Origin of the sequence: Burkholderia sp. Bp9099 (assembly GCF_003857805.1) — a bacterium.
Classification (GTDB): Bacteria; Pseudomonadota; Gammaproteobacteria; order Burkholderiales; family Burkholderiaceae; genus Burkholderia.
This window is the reverse complement of the sequence record NZ_QTPU01000018.1, coordinates 67,031-82,875: the sequence shown is the minus strand read 5'-3', so window position 1 is coordinate 82,875 and position 15,845 is coordinate 67,031. Positions and strand designations below refer to the sequence as shown.

Here is a 15,845-nt window from a genome sequence, read left to right as displayed (position 1 = left end):
CCTGGTCGAAACGATGGATTGAGAAAGTCAGGCGGTCGTGCGCGCGGCGGCGGGTACCGTGCTGCGCGCGGGGCCGCGGGTCAGGCGCCGCTCGAAGCCGTACCAGCTCACGGTGGCGTATACGAGCGTGATGGCCAGCGCGAGCGCGGCCGTGACGAAGCGGTTCAGGTGCAGCGGCCACAGCGCGTACAGCACGCTCAGGTGAATCAGGTAGACGGTGTAGCTGACGGTGCCGACGTACACGAGCAGCGGGTTCGTCAGCACGCGCTGCACGACGCCGCGTCCGCGCAGCGCGATCACGACGATCGACGTGCACAGCAGCAGCGAGATGCTGTAGAGCGCGGCGTTCGACAGCGGCGTGTTCGCGGCGCGGAAACGCGGGAACGACAGGTGCAGCCAGCCGAGGATCGCGAGCGACACGAGCGCGCCGACGATCGCGAGCGGATAGAACGGCTCCAGCGCGCGCCGGTCGCGGCGCAGCACGATCGCGAGCAGCGCGCCCGCGGCGAGCAGGTCCATCCGGAACGGCGTCAGGTAGTAGATCGGCCAGAACGAATCGAACCACGGCGTCGCGATCGCGCGCAGCACGGGCGCCGCGACGATCAGCGCGGCGGCGATCCACAGCAGCGCGCGCTCCGAACACCACAGCACGACGAACGGCCAGAAGATGTAGAACTGCTCCTCGACGGCGAGCGACCACAGCACGTTCAGGCTGTCGTGGCCGATGCTGCCGAGCGACAGCCCGATGTTGGTCGAGAAGAACGCGAACCACGGCCAGTGCGGCAGCCAGCTCGCGCCGAACAGCAGCGTCGACACGACCAGCAGCAACACGTACGGCGGCAGGATCCGGCGCACTCGGCGCGCGTAGAAGTGGCTGAAGTACGACTGTCCGCGCGCCTTGCGCTCGAGCAGGATGCCGGTGATCAGCAGGCCGCTCAGCACGAAGAACAGGTCGACGCCCATCCACAGCGGCGCCTTCAGCGCGTGTTGCAGGAACACGGCGCCGACGGCGATCGCGCGCAGCCCGTCGAGCTGCACGATGCGGCCGTGTTGCGGCGGGGCGAGGTCGGCGGTGCGCGAGATGCCCGTCATCGCGCCGCTCCTTCGCGACGCGCGGCCGATGCCGACGCGCGCCGCGCATTCGATGCGCGAACGTAATGCATGCGTTTAAAGGGAATATTGATTCGAAATCGATTCTAGGGAAAAGAAATCGGCAAAAAAACGCATGTCATTTATTCGGCTGAAAACATTCAAATGCCGGTCGTTTCAATCACGAGATGAAAGATTTGCAGGCCAGGGAGGCCGTCGGGCGGGCCGGAGCGGAATTTTCTACGGATCGTCGCGTGAAAGGCGGTCGTTATTTCCGCTTCGCCGGGGTTATTCCGGACGATTCCGGTTCAATATTTCAGGCGGAAACATCCCCAAATATTTCCAAATTTCTTGTGATTATTTTTGCTTGTAACCTGCATCGCGACGTTTGAAACCCATTTAGCGACAGGTCATCCAGGCACGCAGCACGCCGCGGGCGCCGGTCGCTTTTGCATCGAGTCTGGAGAGCGCATTGCGACGTCTGATTCTGGTTGGCATGACGGTATGCGCGGCGCTGTCCGCGAGCGCCGCACCGGCTGAAACCGTGTTGCCCGCGACCACGTCGTGGATCGGCAACACGTTCGGCTACGGCGACGGCAGCTGGACGCAGATCGACATTCGCGCGATCGCGGTGACGCCCGACGGCAAGGTGTATACGAACGCGCCGTGGGACGAGAGCGGCGCCGAGGCGAGCGTCTACCAGGACGGGAAGATGCTCGGCTTCGCCGGCGGCACGCATGGCTGGGGCAACCTCGGCGGCAACGCGGTCGCGGTGAACGGCAAGTATGCGTACGTCGCGATCGGCGTCGGCAACGAGCGCGGCCATCTGCAGTCGCCCGGCATCTGGCCGGACAAGGGCAAGCAGTGGTACGGCATTTCGCGGCGCACGATCGGCGACATGAAGCAGCCCGCGCCGTTCCGCGCGGCGCCGCAGGTCGCGCCCGGCGGGCGCGCCGATGCCGGCCGGGCGCGAATGGCCGCGAGCTTCATGGTAATGAACGAGGTGGCGGCACCCGCGCGGTCGGAGGTCGGTGAGCTGAAGGCGGAAGTGGGCGGCCTCGCGGCCGACGACAAGACGTTGTTCGCGACGAATCCTTCGCATGACGAAGTCGACGTGTACGACGCCGAAACGATGCAGAAGAAGGGCACGTGGAGTGCGCACGAGCCGGGCCGCATCGCGCTCGCCGGCGACGGCACGCTGTGGCTGCTCACCGATACGCTCAACGGGCCCGCGCACCTCGTGCACGTGCGCGCGGACGGCCGCAAGCTCGACGACGCGCCCGCGCTGCCCGAGGGGACCGATGCGGTGGACGTGGCGGTCGACGCGAAAGGGCGCGTGCTGGTCGCGGACAACGGCCCGCGCCAGCAGGTGCTGATTTTCTCGAAAGGCGGCAACGGCTATGCGCCGTCCGGCACGCTCGGCGAGCGCGGCGGGATCTTCGCGGGCCCGGTGCCGGGCCGCCCCGGGCCGCAACGCTTCAACGGGCTGACGAGCGTGGGCGTCGATCGCGCGGGCAACGTGTACGTGTCGATGAACGGCATCGGGCCGCGCCACGACACGATCGGTGCGGGGCTCGGCGCGGTGCTCGAGAGCTACACGCCGGACGGCAAGCTGCGCTGGCAGGTGCAGGGGCTGCTGTTCGTCGACGGCGCGTGGCTCGATCCCGCACGGCCGAACAGCGTGTACACGGGCAACAAGCGCTTCGAGCTCGACCTGTCGAAGCCGCCCGGCCAGGACTGGAAATACGCCGGCTTCCTGTCGAACCGCTTCAAGTATCCGGACGATCCCGTGTTCCACACGGACCAGTACCCCGGCATGCCGTTCGCGCGGCGCGTCGACGGCCGCACGTTCCTGTACCTGACCGACATGTACGCCGATCACCTGAAGATCTACCGCTTCGACGCGAAGCGCGACGGCGAGGTCGCGATTCCGTCGGGCCTGATCGCGGGCCGTGCGCGGCCGGTCGACAAGGTGCCGAACAAGCCGCCGGGCGGCGACTGGATCTGGCGCGACGCGAACGGCAACGGCCGGCTCGACGAGGACGAGTTCACGACCAACACGACCGGCAAGGCGAAGGCGGGCGGCTGGGGCTGGTGGGTCGACACGAAGGGCGACATCTGGCGCACGAGCGACGTGCGCGGGATTCATCGCTTCGGCTACGGCGGCGTCGACAAGGCCGGCAACCCGATCTATTCGTACGACAAGGTCACGACCTATCCGATGCCGCAGCCGTTCACGCAGCTGCGCCGCGCGATCTACGAGCCGCAGACGGACACGCTGTACGTGACGGGCTACACGGCCGACGCGCCGCCGCAGCCCGGCATCAACAAGGAAGTCGGCCGCGTGCTGGTGCGCTTCGACAAGTGGTCGAGCGGCTCGCCGGTGGTGCGCTATACGGTCGCGCTGCCGTGGCAGCTCGACGCGAAGCCGATCCTCGACCTGATCGGGATCACGGTCGAGGGCCGCTACATCTTCACGGTGGAGCCGGTCGGGAAGATCCACGTGTACGACAAGGAAACCGGCAAGGAGGTCGGCGTGATGAGCCCGGGCGCGGAGGTCGGCAAGGCGTCGGGCTGGGTCGACGTGCCGTTCGGCATCAGCGCGTTCCGGCGCGAGAACGGCGAATACCTGGTGTTCGTCGAGGAAGACGCGCGCGGCAAGGTGCTGATGTATCGCTGGAAACCGTGACGGGCGGCGCACCGTCGTTGCAGTCGCCGTCACACAAGGCAGAAGCATGGACAAAGGCATACTCAAGAACGTTTCGATCAACTTCATCGGGCTGATCCTGCCGACCTTCGTGTCGCTGGTGACGGTGCCCGCGTACATCCACGCGCTGGGCGTCGAGCGCTACGGCGTCGTCAGCCTCGTGTGGACGCTGATCGGTTATTTCGGGATCCTCGATCTCGGGATGAGCATGGCCGCGCAGAACCACATCTCCAAGGCGCTCGCGAGTGGCGACGCCGACGAAAGCGCGCGCGTGTTCTGGAGCGCGTTCTGGCTGAATCTCGGCACCGGCATCGTCGGCGGGCTGCTGATCTATTTCGGCGCGTTCATCTACACCGAGTACTTCACGAAGGTGTCGGCGGCGATGCAGCACGAGGTGTATCTCGCGCTGCCGTGGCTCGCGCTCGCGATTCCGCTCGCGAACGTGTCGTGGGTGTTCGCCGGCGCGATCAACGGCGCCGAACGGTTCGGCGTGTTCAACACGAACCAGACGATCGGCACGTTCCTGTTCCAGCTGCTGCCGCTCGGCGCCGCGTGGTGGATCGCGCCGAACCTGCAGACGGTGCTCGCCGCCGCGGTCGTCGCGCGGCTGATCGCGGCGGTGATGCTCGGTCACGCGAGCATCAAGGTGCTCGGGATCCGGCGCATCGACCTGCCGCAGTGGGGCACCGCGAAAGGGCTGTTCAACTTCGGCGGCTGGATGCTGATCGCGAGCATGGCGAGCATGATCGCCGACACGCTCGATCGCGTGATGCTCGGCGCCGGCATGGGCGCGAAGTTCGTCACCTATTACACGGTTCCGCAGAACCTCGTCACGCGGCTGAACATGCTGCCGAACGCGCTGGTGCGCACGCTGTTCCCGCGCCTGTCGGCGGTCGGCCGCGATCACGCGGACACGCTCGCGCGCCAGTCGCTCGAATTCCTGAACGGCGTGTTCACGCCGGTCGGCATCGTCGCGATCTTCGCGCTCGCGCCGTTCCTCACGCTGTGGGTCGGCGCCGATCTCGCCGCGCATTCCGCGCCGGTCGGGCGCGTGCTGGTGATCAGCGTGTGGCTCGTCGGCCAGGCGAGCGTCACGCGGATCCTGATCCAGTCGCAGGTCAACCCGGCGCGCGCCGCGTTCGCCGGGCTCATCGAGATGCCGTTCTTCGTCGGCGGCCTGTGGTTCGGCATCCATCACTTCGGGCTGATCGGCGCGGCAGTGGTCGTCGCGACCCGCGCGCTGGTCGACTACGGCGTGCTGCTTTACCTGTCGGCGATCCGGATGCGCGCGATCGTGCTCGACATGCTCGCGCATCTCGCCTTCCTGCTCGCGAGCCTGTTTCTCGCGCAAGCGTGGTCGGGGCTCGGCGAGTCGATCGGCCTCTGCGCGGTCGTGCTGGCGCTGAACCTGGCGTGGTCGTTCACGATGACGCCGGCCTTGCGCGCGCTGGTGCGTGACTTGTTCGTCCGTCTCAATGCGAGGAAAACCGTATGAATCGCGATCTGGCGGAACACGCCATCCTGAACGTCGCCACGGCCGATGCCGCCGCGGCCGAAGCCGGCGACGCCGCTACGCTGCGCCGGGGCAAACCGGCCGGGCAGGCGAGCGCACGCGATGCGTCGCGCCCGCTGCGCGTGGCGATCGTCCACGACTGGCTCGTCACGTACGCCGGCGCCGAGCGCGTGCTCGAACAGATCGTCGCGTGCTTTCCCGACGCGGACCTGTTCAGCCTCGTCGATTTTCTCGACGACCGCGCGTTCGTGCGCGGCAAGCCGGTGACGACCTCGTTCATCCAGAAGCTGCCGTTCGCACGCACCAAGTACCGCAGCTACCTGCCGCTGATGCCGCTCGCGATCGAGCAGCTCGACGTGTCGGACTACGACCTCGTGATCTCCAGCAGCCACGCGGTCGCGAAGGGCGTGCTGACCGGGCCGGACCAGATGCACATCAGCTACGTGCATTCGCCGATCCGCTACGCGTGGGACCTGCAGCACCAGTATCTGGAACAGTCGAACCTGACGCACGGGCCGAAGTCGCTGCTCGCGCGGATGATCCTGCATTACATCCGCAACTGGGACACGCGCACCGCGAACGCGGTGGACGGCTTCGTCGCGAACTCCGCGTTCATCGCGCGCCGCATCCGCAAGGTGTATCACCGCGACGCGGCGGTGATCTTCCCGCCGGTCGACGTGGACGGCTTCTCGCTGAACGAGGTGAAGGACGATTTCTATCTGACCGCGTCGCGGATGGTGCCGTACAAGAAGATCGACCTGATCGTCGAAGCGTTCTCGCGCACGCCGGAGCGCAAGCTCGTCGTGATCGGCGACGGTCCGGAGATGCAGAAGATCCGCGCGAAGGCCGGCCCCAACGTCGAGATCATGGGCTACCAGCCGTTCGCGGTGCTGCACGACCGGATGCGGCGCGCGAAGGCGTTCGTGTTCGCGGCCGAGGAGGATTTCGGGATTTCGGTGGTCGAGGCGCAGGCGTGCGGCACGCCCGTGATCGCGTACGGCAAGGGCGGCGCGCTCGAGACCGTGCTCGAGCCGCGCTCGCACGCGCAGCCGACCGGGCTGTTCTTCGACGAACAGACGCCGCATGCGATCGTCGCGGCGGTCGACGATTTCGAGCGCGCACCGCAGCGCTTCACGGCGCACGCGTGCCGCGCGAATGCGGAGCGCTTTTCGGCCGACACCTTTCGGCGGCGCTTTCTCGATTACGTGGAGACGGCGCTGCCCGGCTCGACCGCGCAGCGCGGCACGGCCGTCGCGCCGATGCCGGCCGCGCGCGGCCCGGCGACGCTCGTGCTGGATCAGAGCGGCGTGCTCGGCGGTGCGGAGCTGTCGCTGCTGGAGATCATGAAGCACATGCGCGCGAACGCCGATGTGCTGCTGTTCGACGACGGCCCGTTCCGCGCGGCGCTCGACGAGATCGGCGCGCGCGTCGACGTGCTCGACCAGGGCGCGCTCGCCGGGGTGCGCAAGCAGGGCGGCGTGTCGGCCGGCGCGTTGAAGCAGCTGGTCGCGCTCGTGCGCGACGTCGCACGGCGCGCGCGCCGCGCCGAGGTGATCTACGCGAACACGCAGCGCGCGATGGTGGTCGCCGCGCTGGCCGGGCGGCTCGCGCGCAAGCCGGTGGTCTGGCACCTGCGCGACATCGTCAGCGGCGACCATTTCGGCAGCAAGCAGCTGATGGCGATCAAGTACTGCGCGCGGTTCGGCGTCACGCGCGTGATCGCGAACTCCGACGCGTCCGCGCAGGCATTTCGTGCGCTGACGGGCTTCACGCCGCAGCACGTCGACGTCGTGTTCAACGGCATTTCGGCCGAACCGTTCGACGCGCTGGACGATGCGAGCCAGGCCGCGCTGCGCGCGCGCTTCGGGCTGCCCGAGCACGCATGGCTGGTCGGCTCGTTCAGCCGCCTCGCGCACTGGAAGGGGCAGCACCTGCTGCTGGAGGCCGCGGCTCGCCATCCCGGCATGCACGTGGTGCTGGTCGGCGCGCCGCTGTTCGGCGAGGACGAATACGCGGCGCAGCTGCACGAGATCGTCGCGCGTCACGGGATGGACGACCGTGTCCATTTCCTCGGCTTCCAGCGCGACGTGGCCGCGTGCATGAAGGCGGTCGACGTGGTCGCGCATACGTCGATCACGCCGGAGCCGTTCGGGCGCGTGATCGTCGAGGGCATGCTCGCGCGGCGGCCGGTGGTCGCGGCCCGCGCGGGCGGGGTCGTCGAGATCATCGAGGACGGCGAAAACGGGCTGCTCTGCGAGCCGGGCAACGCGGCCGCGCTGGCCGACGCGCTGGGCAGGCTGCAGCGCGACGCCGCGCTGCGCGAGCGGCTCGTCGTGAGCGGGCGGGCGACCGCGGTGCGCCGGTTCGGCACCGAAACCTATGTAGCGCGGGTCGAGAAGATCCTCGCGGATACCGCGAAGGCCGCGAAGGCGAAGAAGCGGTAGGTGGCGGCTTGCTGCGGCATGTGAAGCGTGTCGTCGTGAACCGGCGGAACCGGGCCCCCATGCGGCGTTGCGCTGCATGGGGGCTTTGCGCTTTGGGCGCGGCCGAGCGCTGTCGCGCACCGGGCACGCCGCACGTGACGAATCCGTAATCTGCGCAAAGCCGAGCGATTGCGTGAGCGTGAGCGGCGGAATGCGGGGCCGGCCCGGGTCGCGGGATGCGGGCTGCAACGACGATGCGCTCGGGCGGCGGAGCGATGCGTCGCAGCGGGCGTGAATCCGGCCGCCGCCCGGTTCGGAATCGCTGCGCGGGACGCCAGGAGCGGCGCCGTGCGGTCCTGCCGCGGATCGCGTGAGGGGGCGGGCGACGCGACCGCCGTGCAGCCGCCCAGGCGGCGCATGACGCCGCGGCTTGCGTACTTCGGTACGTCGTGCCCGCCGCGTCGCGACGCGCAAATGCATTCCCGCGCCGTCCTGCCCGTAAAAAAGCCCTCGCCCAGCCTGACGCCGGGCGGGGGCCGCGAGCGCGCCAACGGCGCCGTTCAGGCGGCCCGTTCGGGGGCCGGTGCGACGACGCGGGCGGTGCGGGTCGGCTTCAGGCTGGCCGCCCACATCATCGCCGGGCGTTCGAACAGCCGGTAGAACACGTAGGCGACCGGAATCGCGGCGGCCATGAACGCGATCGACGGCCAGATCGACAGTTGCAGTTCGGAGTGGAACAGCACCGAGCCGAGGCAGACGAACAGCGGCAGATGGATCAGGTACAGCGAGTAGCTGAAGTCGCCGAACCAGCCGAGCACGCGCAGCAGCGGCGTCGGGCGCGGCGGGCAGGCGAGCGCGCGGTACAGGAAGCACGCGAAGCCGGCCGCCCACAGCTGGAACGCGCCGTACTGGCCGAAATGGAACGCGCCGCAGCCCGCGGCCAGCAGCACGGCCGCCGCGAGGTACCACGCGCGCGACGGCACGGCGGCCGTGCCGCGCACCGGCTGCGCGCGCACGTCGGCGATCCACGCGCCGACGGTCCAGGACAGCCAGTACGACGTGAAGAACTGCAGGTCGTGCCGTTCGAGCAGCCACGCCGACGCGACGTTGACGAGCGCGACGGCCGCGACGATGGCCGGCATGCCGATGCGCCGGCGCAGCGCGAACAGCAGCGGGTAGATCGCGTAGAACTGCACTTCGAGCGACAGCGTCCACAGCGCGCCGTTCGACCCGTACGTGTAGCCGGCGATGCCTTGCAGCGAGAACAGGTTCACGAGGAACGCGGTGATGCCGACGTCGCGGATCTTGTGGCTGACCGGCGCGATCTGCAGGCTGACCGCGTCCATCGCGAGCGTGAACAGCAGCGCGGCGAGCAGCACCGGGTAGATACGCGCGAAGCGGCGCGCCCAGAAGTTCGACGCGTCGAGCCGGTACGCGGGGTTGGCCGCGAGCTTGAGCGCTGCATTGCGGTGGATGCAGTAGCCGCTGATCACGAAGAAGATCGGCACGCCGGCGGAGCCCCATGCGAACGGGAAGGTCAGGTAGCCGGCGATCGCGCTCGGGTTCAGCGCATGACCGTAAGCGTGATGGAAGCTCTGCATGCCGACCCAGACGACCTGGCGACAGTGGAAATAGGCGACGAGCAGCGCCGCGAACCCGCGCATCGCGTCGATCACGTGTTCCTTGTGGTCGGCGACGGGCGGCGCAGTCAAAGACGATCCGCTGAAAGCTTGCATGCGATTCGATTCCTTGCGACGGATGAAGGGGATGGTCCAATCGTAATGCGCAAGAATTCGCTCGAATCAATAAAAAAATCGCGCCGGGAAATAGTGCTATTTCAGATGGTGGTGTTATTCCGGTCTGAAAGCGGTTTCGCCGCCGCCACAATTATTTGCCGATTTTTTTCTGATAGTTTGAAGCTCCAGTTGATTGATGCAAGGAGCGGCAAGATGGACATGCATTGGATCGCGAGCGCGGCAGTACTGCTGGTCATGGCCGTGCTGTCGGCGTACCGCGAGGCGCTGAAGAACGAGCCGATTCGCCCGGGGCTCGAGCGGGGCGGCGTCCCGTATATCGAGGAATTCGAATCGTAAGAATTTGTATCCGGAAAATCGGTAATTTGTTTCTGTATCGGCGCCGGGTTCGGCAATATCGACCGGATTTGCAGATTATCTCTTTTCCGGAAACATGGGCAATCGGTTCATATCGAAAATGAGCGGAGTGGAATTGGCCGTGCCGCCGGTTCTCGATATGCCGTTCGGAAAACAATCGCGCCGGGTCGTCCAGCGACGCGGCGCAGTCAACGCAATCAGGATGCGAACATGTTGAAAGTCACCAAGGCCGTGTTCCCCGTCGCCGGTCTCGGCACGCGGTTCCTCCCGGCAACGAAGGCGAGCCCGAAGGAAATGCTGCCCGTCGTCGACAAGCCGCTGATCCAGTACGCGGTCGAGGAAGCGATCAACGCCGGTATCACCGAGATGATCTTCGTGACCGGGCGCAGCAAGCGCGCGATCGAGGATCACTTCGACAAGTCGTACGAGATCGAGGCCGAACTCGAGGCGCGCGGCAAGGAAAAGCTGCTCGAACTCGTGCGCGGCATCAAGCCGAGCCACGTGAACTGCTTCTACGTGCGCCAGCCGGAAGCGCTCGGCCTCGGCCATGCGGTGCAGTGCGCGGAGAAGCTCGTGCACGGCGAGCCGTTCGCGGTGATTCTCGCCGACGACCTGCTGCATGGCGAACAGCCGGTGCTCAAGCAGCTCGTCGACGTGTTCGACCACTATCACAGCTCGGTGATCGGGGTCGAGACGATTCCGCGCGAGGACAGCCGCTCGTACGGCGTCATCGAAGGCCGCGAGTGGGAAGAGGACATCATCAAGCTGTCGGGCATCATCGAGAAGCCGGCGCCGGAAGACGCGCCGTCGAACCTCGGCGTGGTCGGCCGCTACGTGTTCATGCCGACGATCTTCGATCATCTGCGCAAGCTCAAGCCGGGCGCGGGCGGCGAGCTGCAGCTCACCGACGCCGTCCAGTCGCTGCTCGCGAACGAACAGGTGCTCGCGTATCGCTACTACGGCACGCGTTTCGATTGCGGCAGCAAGATCGGCTACCTCAAGGCGACCGTCGAACTCGCGCTCCAGCATCCGGAAGTGAGCCGCGAATTCGAGGCATACCTGCGTACCTGCCTGCCCGCGCTGGCTGCTGTCGCATAAGCAGTCGCGCTGCTCCGCTGTTTCAGGTGGTGGTTGTTCCGTTGGCCCCGGCTGCCTTGTGCGCCGGGGCTTTTTTGCGTGCATTCGCCGCGCAGGCGTGGGGCGGCGGGTGATCGGCGGTGCTGAATCCGGGCGGCGTCGAGCGGGTGCGTGCGCGACGATTCCGGTGCGCCGCTCAGCGCGGCGACGTGCCCGGCCGTGCGACGAAGTACCGGGCCAGCATCGCGGCGATCGGCTTCTTGAAGTCGAGCAGGCGTTTTTCCAGATAGCGCCACGACAGATGCGCGAGCAGCACGGCGAGTGCGAACTGCAGCAGTTCCGGCAGCACGTCCCGGGCGATTGCGGGCATCGGCACGCGCGCGAACAGCGTGGGCATCTCGCCGAGACGTGCCGGAATCAGGTTGTGGAACAGGTAGAAGCCGTAGCTGATCGTGCCGAGATAGACGAGCGGCGCCCAGTCGAGCAGTGCCACGGCCGGGTGGTCGGGTTCGGTGACGATCCACAGCATCAGCGCGCCGAGCGACGCGGACAGGCCGAGATCCGTAAGCCCCGTGACGACGTCCGGTAGCGTCGTGAGCGCGGGCAGCGCGAGGAAGAACGCGACGCCGGCGGCGCCGAGCCAGCCGGGCGGAATGCGGCGGACGACGTCCTGGCCGCGATCGGCGAGCGCCATTGCGCCGACGCCGCCCAGCGCGATCAGCGCGAAATTCCACGGGGAAAACGCGTAGATCAGCACCGGCGATGCGTCGACCGCGTAGAGCGCGAGATGCGCGAGCGCGCACAGCGCGACGGCCGCGACGCCGAGCGTGACGTGGCGCGCGGCCGGCACCGCGAGCAGCGTGAGCGGCGCGATCAGATAGAACTGCTGCTCGACCGCGAGGCTCCAGAAGTGCGACGTGGAGCCTGGCCAGCCGTCCTTGACGACGCCGATCCAGTAGTTCGACAGGAACGTGGCGTGCCACGCGAGCCCGAGATTGACGCCGCGCTGGTAGAACAGCGCGTGCGCGATCGCGAGCGCGGCGAGCAGCAGGTAGTAGACGGGAAAGATCCGCAGCGCGCGCTTCGCGAGGAACAGCGCCAGCGCATGGCGGCGCGTCATCGTGCCGCTCTCGATTGCCTGACGGTTGCGATGCAGTTCGCCGACGATCAGGAATCCGCTGATGAAGAAGAACGTCCACACACCGAGCTTGCCCACGTCGACAGCGAGGACGTGGCCCTTGTGGGACAGGAAAACGAGGATGACGGCGAGGGCTCGCAGGCCGTCGAGTCCTTTGACGTATCTGACTTCGCGCATGAAGGCATCCGGGGCACTGAGCGAGGTCAGTATAGGCGCGCAAATATCGAACGTAATTCGCGTTCGGACGCGTTTCGACGTATACGTGAAGGCGTTTTTCGTTGCTCGAGCGTCGGCGAAGTCGGTCGCGCGCAACAAAACCTGCGGGAAACCCCGCGAAAACGCATAAAAGTACTGCACGAAGCGTCACGGCGCTTGTAGAATCCGGCGTTGAAGCGCGCGCGTTGCACGCTTCGTGTATCCAACGACCACACCTGGTAGGAGAAACATGGCGACTTCCGCAAAAAAGGTGGCCAAGAAGGCTGCCGCACCGGCCACCAAGAAAGTGGCTGCCAAAAAGGCTGCGCCCGCGAAGAAAGTAGTGGCCAAGAAGGCTGTCGCGAAGGCAGCACCGGCCGCTCCGACGCCGCTGAAGGACAAGTTCACGAAGGCATCGCTCGCAACGCACATCGCTGAGCGTGCAGCTGTCGAAGTGAAGGCGGTCAAGGCAGTGCTCGTCGCGCTCGAGAACGTCGTGCTGGGCTCGGTCCACAAGAAGGGCGCAGGCGAGTTCACGCTGCCGGGTCTGCTGAAGATCACGGCGCAAGTCGTGCCGGCGAAGAAGAAGCGCTTCGGCAAGGATCCGTTCACGGGCGAAGAGCGCTGGTTCCCGGCAAAGCCGGCCAGCGTGCGCGTGAAGGCACGTGCGCTGAAGAAGCTGAAGGACGCGGCTGCGTAATGCCGCGTAACGGTCGCCGATTGCAGGTCGGCGGCCGTTGCGATGTCCGACGATCCCCGTACGCGAGAGCGTACGGGGATTTTTATTGCGCCGCGCAAATCGAGCGGCCGCGTCGGCATCGCACAGCGCGGATACGGCATGACGTGACGCGCATCCGGTGTCGCGGGACGCTTGCGCCGATGGCCGGATCGTCGTGTTCGTGCCGGCGCGCGGTCTTGTATCGCTGCGCATTGCGCGGGTGTCGCGCGAGTCTCGCGTGATGAACGCAGCGATCGTTCCCGTCGGGATCGCCGACCAGGCAACTGCCGCGTGTGCGGCGATCGAGCGGCATCCCGGCGCGATGCCGCAGGCGATGCATCCGTTCGGATTCGGCTCGGCGTGCGACGGCGGGCCCACACCGCGCGGCGACATCGACCTGCTGGTCACGGTCGGCGCATTCGCGCGCTACGCGCGACGGATCGTCGAAGCGATGCTGTCGACGTAGCGGCTCGCGAGCATGCCGCCGCTCGCGATTGCGTCGCGGCGCGATGCAATCCGGTGGACGATCGCGGTCGTGCGCGAACCGCGCGCGCTGCACGTGCATGCTGCTGCCCGCGCGAAGGGCGCGCAGCGTCCGTGGCTTCGTCAGCCCGCCGTGCCGGCGTATGCGGCCTTCAGCGCGGCGACGTCGAACTTCGTCATCTGCATCATGGCAGCGGCCACGCGCGCCGCCTTGACCTCGTCGCGGTCGGCCATCATCGGAATCAATGCGTCGGGCACGATCTGCCACGAGACGCCGAAGCGGTCACGCAGCCAGCCGCAGCCGTCGGCCGTGCCGCCGTTGTCGAGCAGCGCGCTCCAGTAGCGGTCGAGTTCCGCCTGGTCGGCGCAACTGATCATCAGCGAGATCGCATGGTTGAACGTCTCGGTGCGCGGGTGGCTCATCGCGATGAACGGCTGCCCGAACAGCTCGAACTCGACCATCCGGGTGCCGCTGGTGCCGGCGACCGCCGTGACGCGCACGACGCGCGAGTCCGGAAAAATGCCCGCATAGAAGGCCGCGGCTTCTTCGGCTTCCGTCGAGTACCAGAGGAACGGCGTGATCTTCTGAATCGTCATGGAGCGTCTCCTTTCGGGTGTGTCGGTGAGGAACGGGGCAATCTGCGTGCCGCCATCGATACGACGGACGAAGGCCGTCGAAATCGACACGTCGAAGCATAGTGCTTCGCGTCGCGGTATCGAAATCGGCAGGGTGGACGCACATGCGTCCGTTGCGACGCCGGATCCTCCAGGCGCGCGTCAGGGGAATATGGGAGCGCGGCGGCAGCCAGCGCGGCATGCGCCTGACCGGCCGTATGCCACGGTCCGACCGTGCAGGGTATCCGGATGCCTCCGGACACGCTTCCGGCGCGCGACAGATGGCCCAGACGCCGCTCCCGGCCGGTCGCCGTACCCACGGTGCCGCCCCCGTCGCGGCTCGCCACGGCGGCGCCGGCAACGGACGAAAAAAAACCAGCCACGGCCGAAACCGGTGACTGGTTTTGCAGTTCGGCGGCACGGCGTCGGAGACGCCATGCACACCGGAAACGTACTTCTTAGAACTTGTGGCGAATGCCGAGTGCGACCAGTTCGGCCGAGCTCTTGCCAGCGAAGCCGTACGAAGCGATCGACGCTTGCGCGCTTTGCGTCGTCGTCGCGTCCACGCGCTGGGTGCCGCTCGCGTGCTGGTATGCGCCGACCAGGTAGATGTCCGTGCGCTTCGACAGCGAGTAGTCCGCGCCGATACCGACCTGGTGGTACTTCGCGTCCGTATCGCCGCTCGCCTTCGTGTACGAGTAGCCGAGGCCCAGCAGCAGCGGCGGCGTGACCTGGTACGTCACGAACGCGCGGCCCGTGTTGTACTTTTCGGTCGAGCCGAAGCCCGAGAATGCGTCCGGCTTGTACTGTGCGTTGCTGTAGCCGAGGCCGAACGTCACCGGGCCGAGTGCGTACTGGCCTGCGACTTGTGCGATCGCGATCGACTTCGCCGTTGCGTAACCCGAGTTGATCGGGCCGTCGATGATGTTGTCCGAGGTCGTCGAACCCCAGCCGCCGCGTGCAATCGCCGTCGTCGGCGACGGGTTGGCTGCGTAGAAGTAGCCTGCTGCAACGCCGACCGGGCCGTTGTTGTAGGCAGCTGCGACCGACCACGTCTGGCCTGCGCCCGTCTTGCCTGCAACGCCGCCGAGGGCGTACATGCCTTCGACCTGGAAGCCTGCCCAGACCGGCGACGTGTACTTGATTGCGTTGCTGACGCGCAGCGAGTTGTCGTTGTTGTCGACGTCGCCCGGCGTTGCCATCACGCTGCCGAAGTAGTTGTCAGCCGTGACTGCCTGGACCAGGTCGACCAGCGGGTCGTACTGGCGGCCGAGCGTCAGCGTACCGTACTGGGCGCTCTCGAGGCCGACGTATGCCTGACGACCGAACATGCGACCGCCCTGGTTCAGGTGGCCCGTGCCCGGATCAAAACCGTTTTCCAACTGGAAGATCGCCTTCAGGCCACCGCCGAGGTCTTCAGCACCTTTCAGGCCCCAACGGCTGCCTTGCAGGTTGCCCGACAGCATTTGCCACGAGTTGTTGGCTTGGCCGTCGTTGCCGTGGACCCATGCGATCGACGTATCGATCACGCCGTACAGCGTCACGCTCGACTGAGCGTGAGCAGCGCCAGCGGCGCCCAGCAGGGCGAGCGAGAGGGTCGAGAGTGCGAGTTTCTTCATCGTTGAGTATCTCCACGCAAATGATTCGTCATTCATTATTTGTTGCGGATTGGAGAATAGCTCAGTGCCATCCCTGCAAGAAAGCTTAAAAAATAAAGTGTCTCGAAAAGGTAACAGCGAGAAAAAGTCTATATATATCAAGCACATCAAGGACTGT

Annotated in this window: 13 protein-coding genes; 8 read left to right on the top strand and 5 right to left on the bottom strand. The window is 66.7% G+C overall.

The genetic code is table 11. From position 1 onward, the window contains the following. Nucleotides 1–27 precede the first annotated feature (27 nt). Complete coding sequence (locus DIE17_RS21745; protein ID WP_124521352.1) at nucleotides 28–1,092, bottom strand: acyltransferase family protein; 1,065 nt, start codon at nucleotides 1,090–1,092, stop codon at nucleotides 28–30. Nucleotides 1,093–1,277: 185 nt separating this feature from the next. Here DIE17_RS21745 and DIE17_RS21740 point away from each other — a divergent pair, with 185 nt between their 5' ends. The 4 genes from DIE17_RS21740 to DIE17_RS21725 all read left to right on the top strand — a co-directional run bounded on the left by DIE17_RS21740 (nucleotide 1,278) and on the right by DIE17_RS21725 (nucleotide 7,753). Then, a complete protein-coding gene (locus DIE17_RS21740; RefSeq protein WP_124486382.1) occupies nucleotides 1,278–1,481 on the top strand; it encodes a hypothetical protein in 204 nt (67 codons plus the stop codon). 104 nt (nucleotides 1,482–1,585) lie between these two features. Further along, nucleotides 1,586–3,778, top strand: a complete 2,193-nt coding sequence (locus tag DIE17_RS21735; protein WP_185735396.1) for a hypothetical protein — start codon at nucleotides 1,586–1,588, stop codon at nucleotides 3,776–3,778. Between the two features lie 46 nt (nucleotides 3,779–3,824). Next, the gene (locus DIE17_RS21730) at nucleotides 3,825–5,291 is read left to right on the top strand and encodes a flippase (protein ID WP_124486380.1); all 1,467 of its coding nucleotides are present in this window, start codon (nucleotides 3,825–3,827) and stop codon (nucleotides 5,289–5,291) included. Continuing rightward, nucleotides 5,288–7,753, top strand: coding sequence for a glycosyltransferase family 4 protein (locus DIE17_RS21725; RefSeq protein WP_124486379.1), 2,466 nt, complete (start codon nucleotides 5,288–5,290; stop codon nucleotides 7,751–7,753). Before DIE17_RS21730 ends, DIE17_RS21725 begins: the two co-directional genes overlap by 4 nt. A gap of 539 nt (nucleotides 7,754–8,292) precedes the next feature. Here DIE17_RS21725 and DIE17_RS21720 read toward each other — a convergent pair. Next, nucleotides 8,293–9,468: an acyltransferase gene (locus DIE17_RS21720; RefSeq protein WP_124921287.1), complete on the bottom strand. Its 1,176-nt coding sequence runs from the start codon at nucleotides 9,466–9,468 to the stop codon at nucleotides 8,293–8,295. Nucleotides 9,469–9,513: 45 nt separating this feature from the next. Here DIE17_RS21720 and DIE17_RS21715 point away from each other — a divergent pair, with 45 nt between their 5' ends. Then, nucleotides 9,514–9,825 (top strand): hypothetical protein, encoded by a 312-nt coding sequence (locus tag DIE17_RS21715; RefSeq protein ID WP_124921286.1) that lies wholly within the window; start codon nucleotides 9,514–9,516, stop codon nucleotides 9,823–9,825. A gap of 228 nt (nucleotides 9,826–10,053) precedes the next feature. After that, the gene (gene galU, locus DIE17_RS21710; protein ID WP_124921285.1) at nucleotides 10,054–10,941 is read left to right on the top strand and encodes a UTP--glucose-1-phosphate uridylyltransferase GalU; all 888 of its coding nucleotides are present in this window, start codon (nucleotides 10,054–10,056) and stop codon (nucleotides 10,939–10,941) included. Between the two features lie 175 nt (nucleotides 10,942–11,116). Here the strand turns inward: galU and DIE17_RS21705 are convergent, their stop codons facing one another. Next, nucleotides 11,117–12,235 (bottom strand): acyltransferase, encoded by a 1,119-nt coding sequence (locus tag DIE17_RS21705; protein WP_124921284.1) that lies wholly within the window; start codon nucleotides 12,233–12,235, stop codon nucleotides 11,117–11,119. A 268-nt stretch (nucleotides 12,236–12,503) separates the two neighbouring features. Between DIE17_RS21705 and DIE17_RS21695 the strand changes: the two genes are divergently transcribed. Both DIE17_RS21695 and DIE17_RS21690 read left to right on the top strand, forming a co-directional pair. After that, nucleotides 12,504–12,953, top strand: a complete 450-nt coding sequence (locus DIE17_RS21695) for an HU family DNA-binding protein (protein WP_011548077.1) — start codon at nucleotides 12,504–12,506, stop codon at nucleotides 12,951–12,953. Between the two features lie 259 nt (nucleotides 12,954–13,212). Then, nucleotides 13,213–13,437: a hypothetical protein gene (locus tag DIE17_RS21690; RefSeq protein ID WP_185735395.1), complete on the top strand. Its 225-nt coding sequence runs from the start codon at nucleotides 13,213–13,215 to the stop codon at nucleotides 13,435–13,437. Between the two features lie 140 nt (nucleotides 13,438–13,577). On the opposite strand, the gene DIE17_RS21685 is transcribed toward DIE17_RS21690, so the two are convergent. Beyond that, nucleotides 13,578–14,051 (bottom strand): VOC family protein, encoded by a 474-nt coding sequence (locus tag DIE17_RS21685; RefSeq protein WP_044843835.1) that lies wholly within the window; start codon nucleotides 14,049–14,051, stop codon nucleotides 13,578–13,580. A gap of 476 nt (nucleotides 14,052–14,527) precedes the next feature. Continuing rightward, nucleotides 14,528–15,688 carry a porin gene (locus DIE17_RS21680; protein WP_124486373.1) on the bottom strand — a complete coding sequence of 387 codons (1,161 nt, stop codon included), beginning with the start codon at nucleotides 15,686–15,688 and terminating at the stop codon, nucleotides 14,528–14,530. Between the last annotated feature and the right edge of the window lie 157 nt (nucleotides 15,689–15,845).

Coding starts and splice junctions, on each gene's coding strand:
- DIE17_RS21745 (WP_124521352.1), bottom strand. CDS start 1,092: ATGACGGGCATCTCGCGCACCGCCGACCTCGCCCCGCCGCAACACGGC.
- DIE17_RS21680 (WP_124486373.1), bottom strand. CDS start 15,688: ATGAAGAAACTCGCACTCTCGACCCTCTCGCTCGCCCTGCTGGGCGCC.
- DIE17_RS21725 (WP_124486379.1), top strand. CDS start 5,288: ATGAATCGCGATCTGGCGGAACACGCCATCCTGAACGTCGCCACGGCC.
- DIE17_RS21685 (WP_044843835.1), bottom strand. CDS start 14,051: ATGACGATTCAGAAGATCACGCCGTTCCTCTGGTACTCGACGGAAGCC.
- DIE17_RS21695 (WP_011548077.1), top strand. CDS start 12,504: ATGGCGACTTCCGCAAAAAAGGTGGCCAAGAAGGCTGCCGCACCGGCC.
- DIE17_RS21720 (WP_124921287.1), bottom strand. CDS start 9,468: ATGCAAGCTTTCAGCGGATCGTCTTTGACTGCGCCGCCCGTCGCCGAC.
- DIE17_RS21715 (WP_124921286.1), top strand. CDS start 9,514: ATGCGCAAGAATTCGCTCGAATCAATAAAAAAATCGCGCCGGGAAATA.
- DIE17_RS21735 (WP_185735396.1), top strand. CDS start 1,586: ATGACGGTATGCGCGGCGCTGTCCGCGAGCGCCGCACCGGCTGAAACC.
- DIE17_RS21705 (WP_124921284.1), bottom strand. CDS start 12,235: ATGCGCGAAGTCAGATACGTCAAAGGACTCGACGGCCTGCGAGCCCTC.
- galU (WP_124921285.1), top strand. CDS start 10,054: ATGTTGAAAGTCACCAAGGCCGTGTTCCCCGTCGCCGGTCTCGGCACG.
- DIE17_RS21690 (WP_185735395.1), top strand. CDS start 13,213: ATGAACGCAGCGATCGTTCCCGTCGGGATCGCCGACCAGGCAACTGCC.
- DIE17_RS21740 (WP_124486382.1), top strand. CDS start 1,278: ATGAAAGATTTGCAGGCCAGGGAGGCCGTCGGGCGGGCCGGAGCGGAA.
- DIE17_RS21730 (WP_124486380.1), top strand. CDS start 3,825: ATGGACAAAGGCATACTCAAGAACGTTTCGATCAACTTCATCGGGCTG.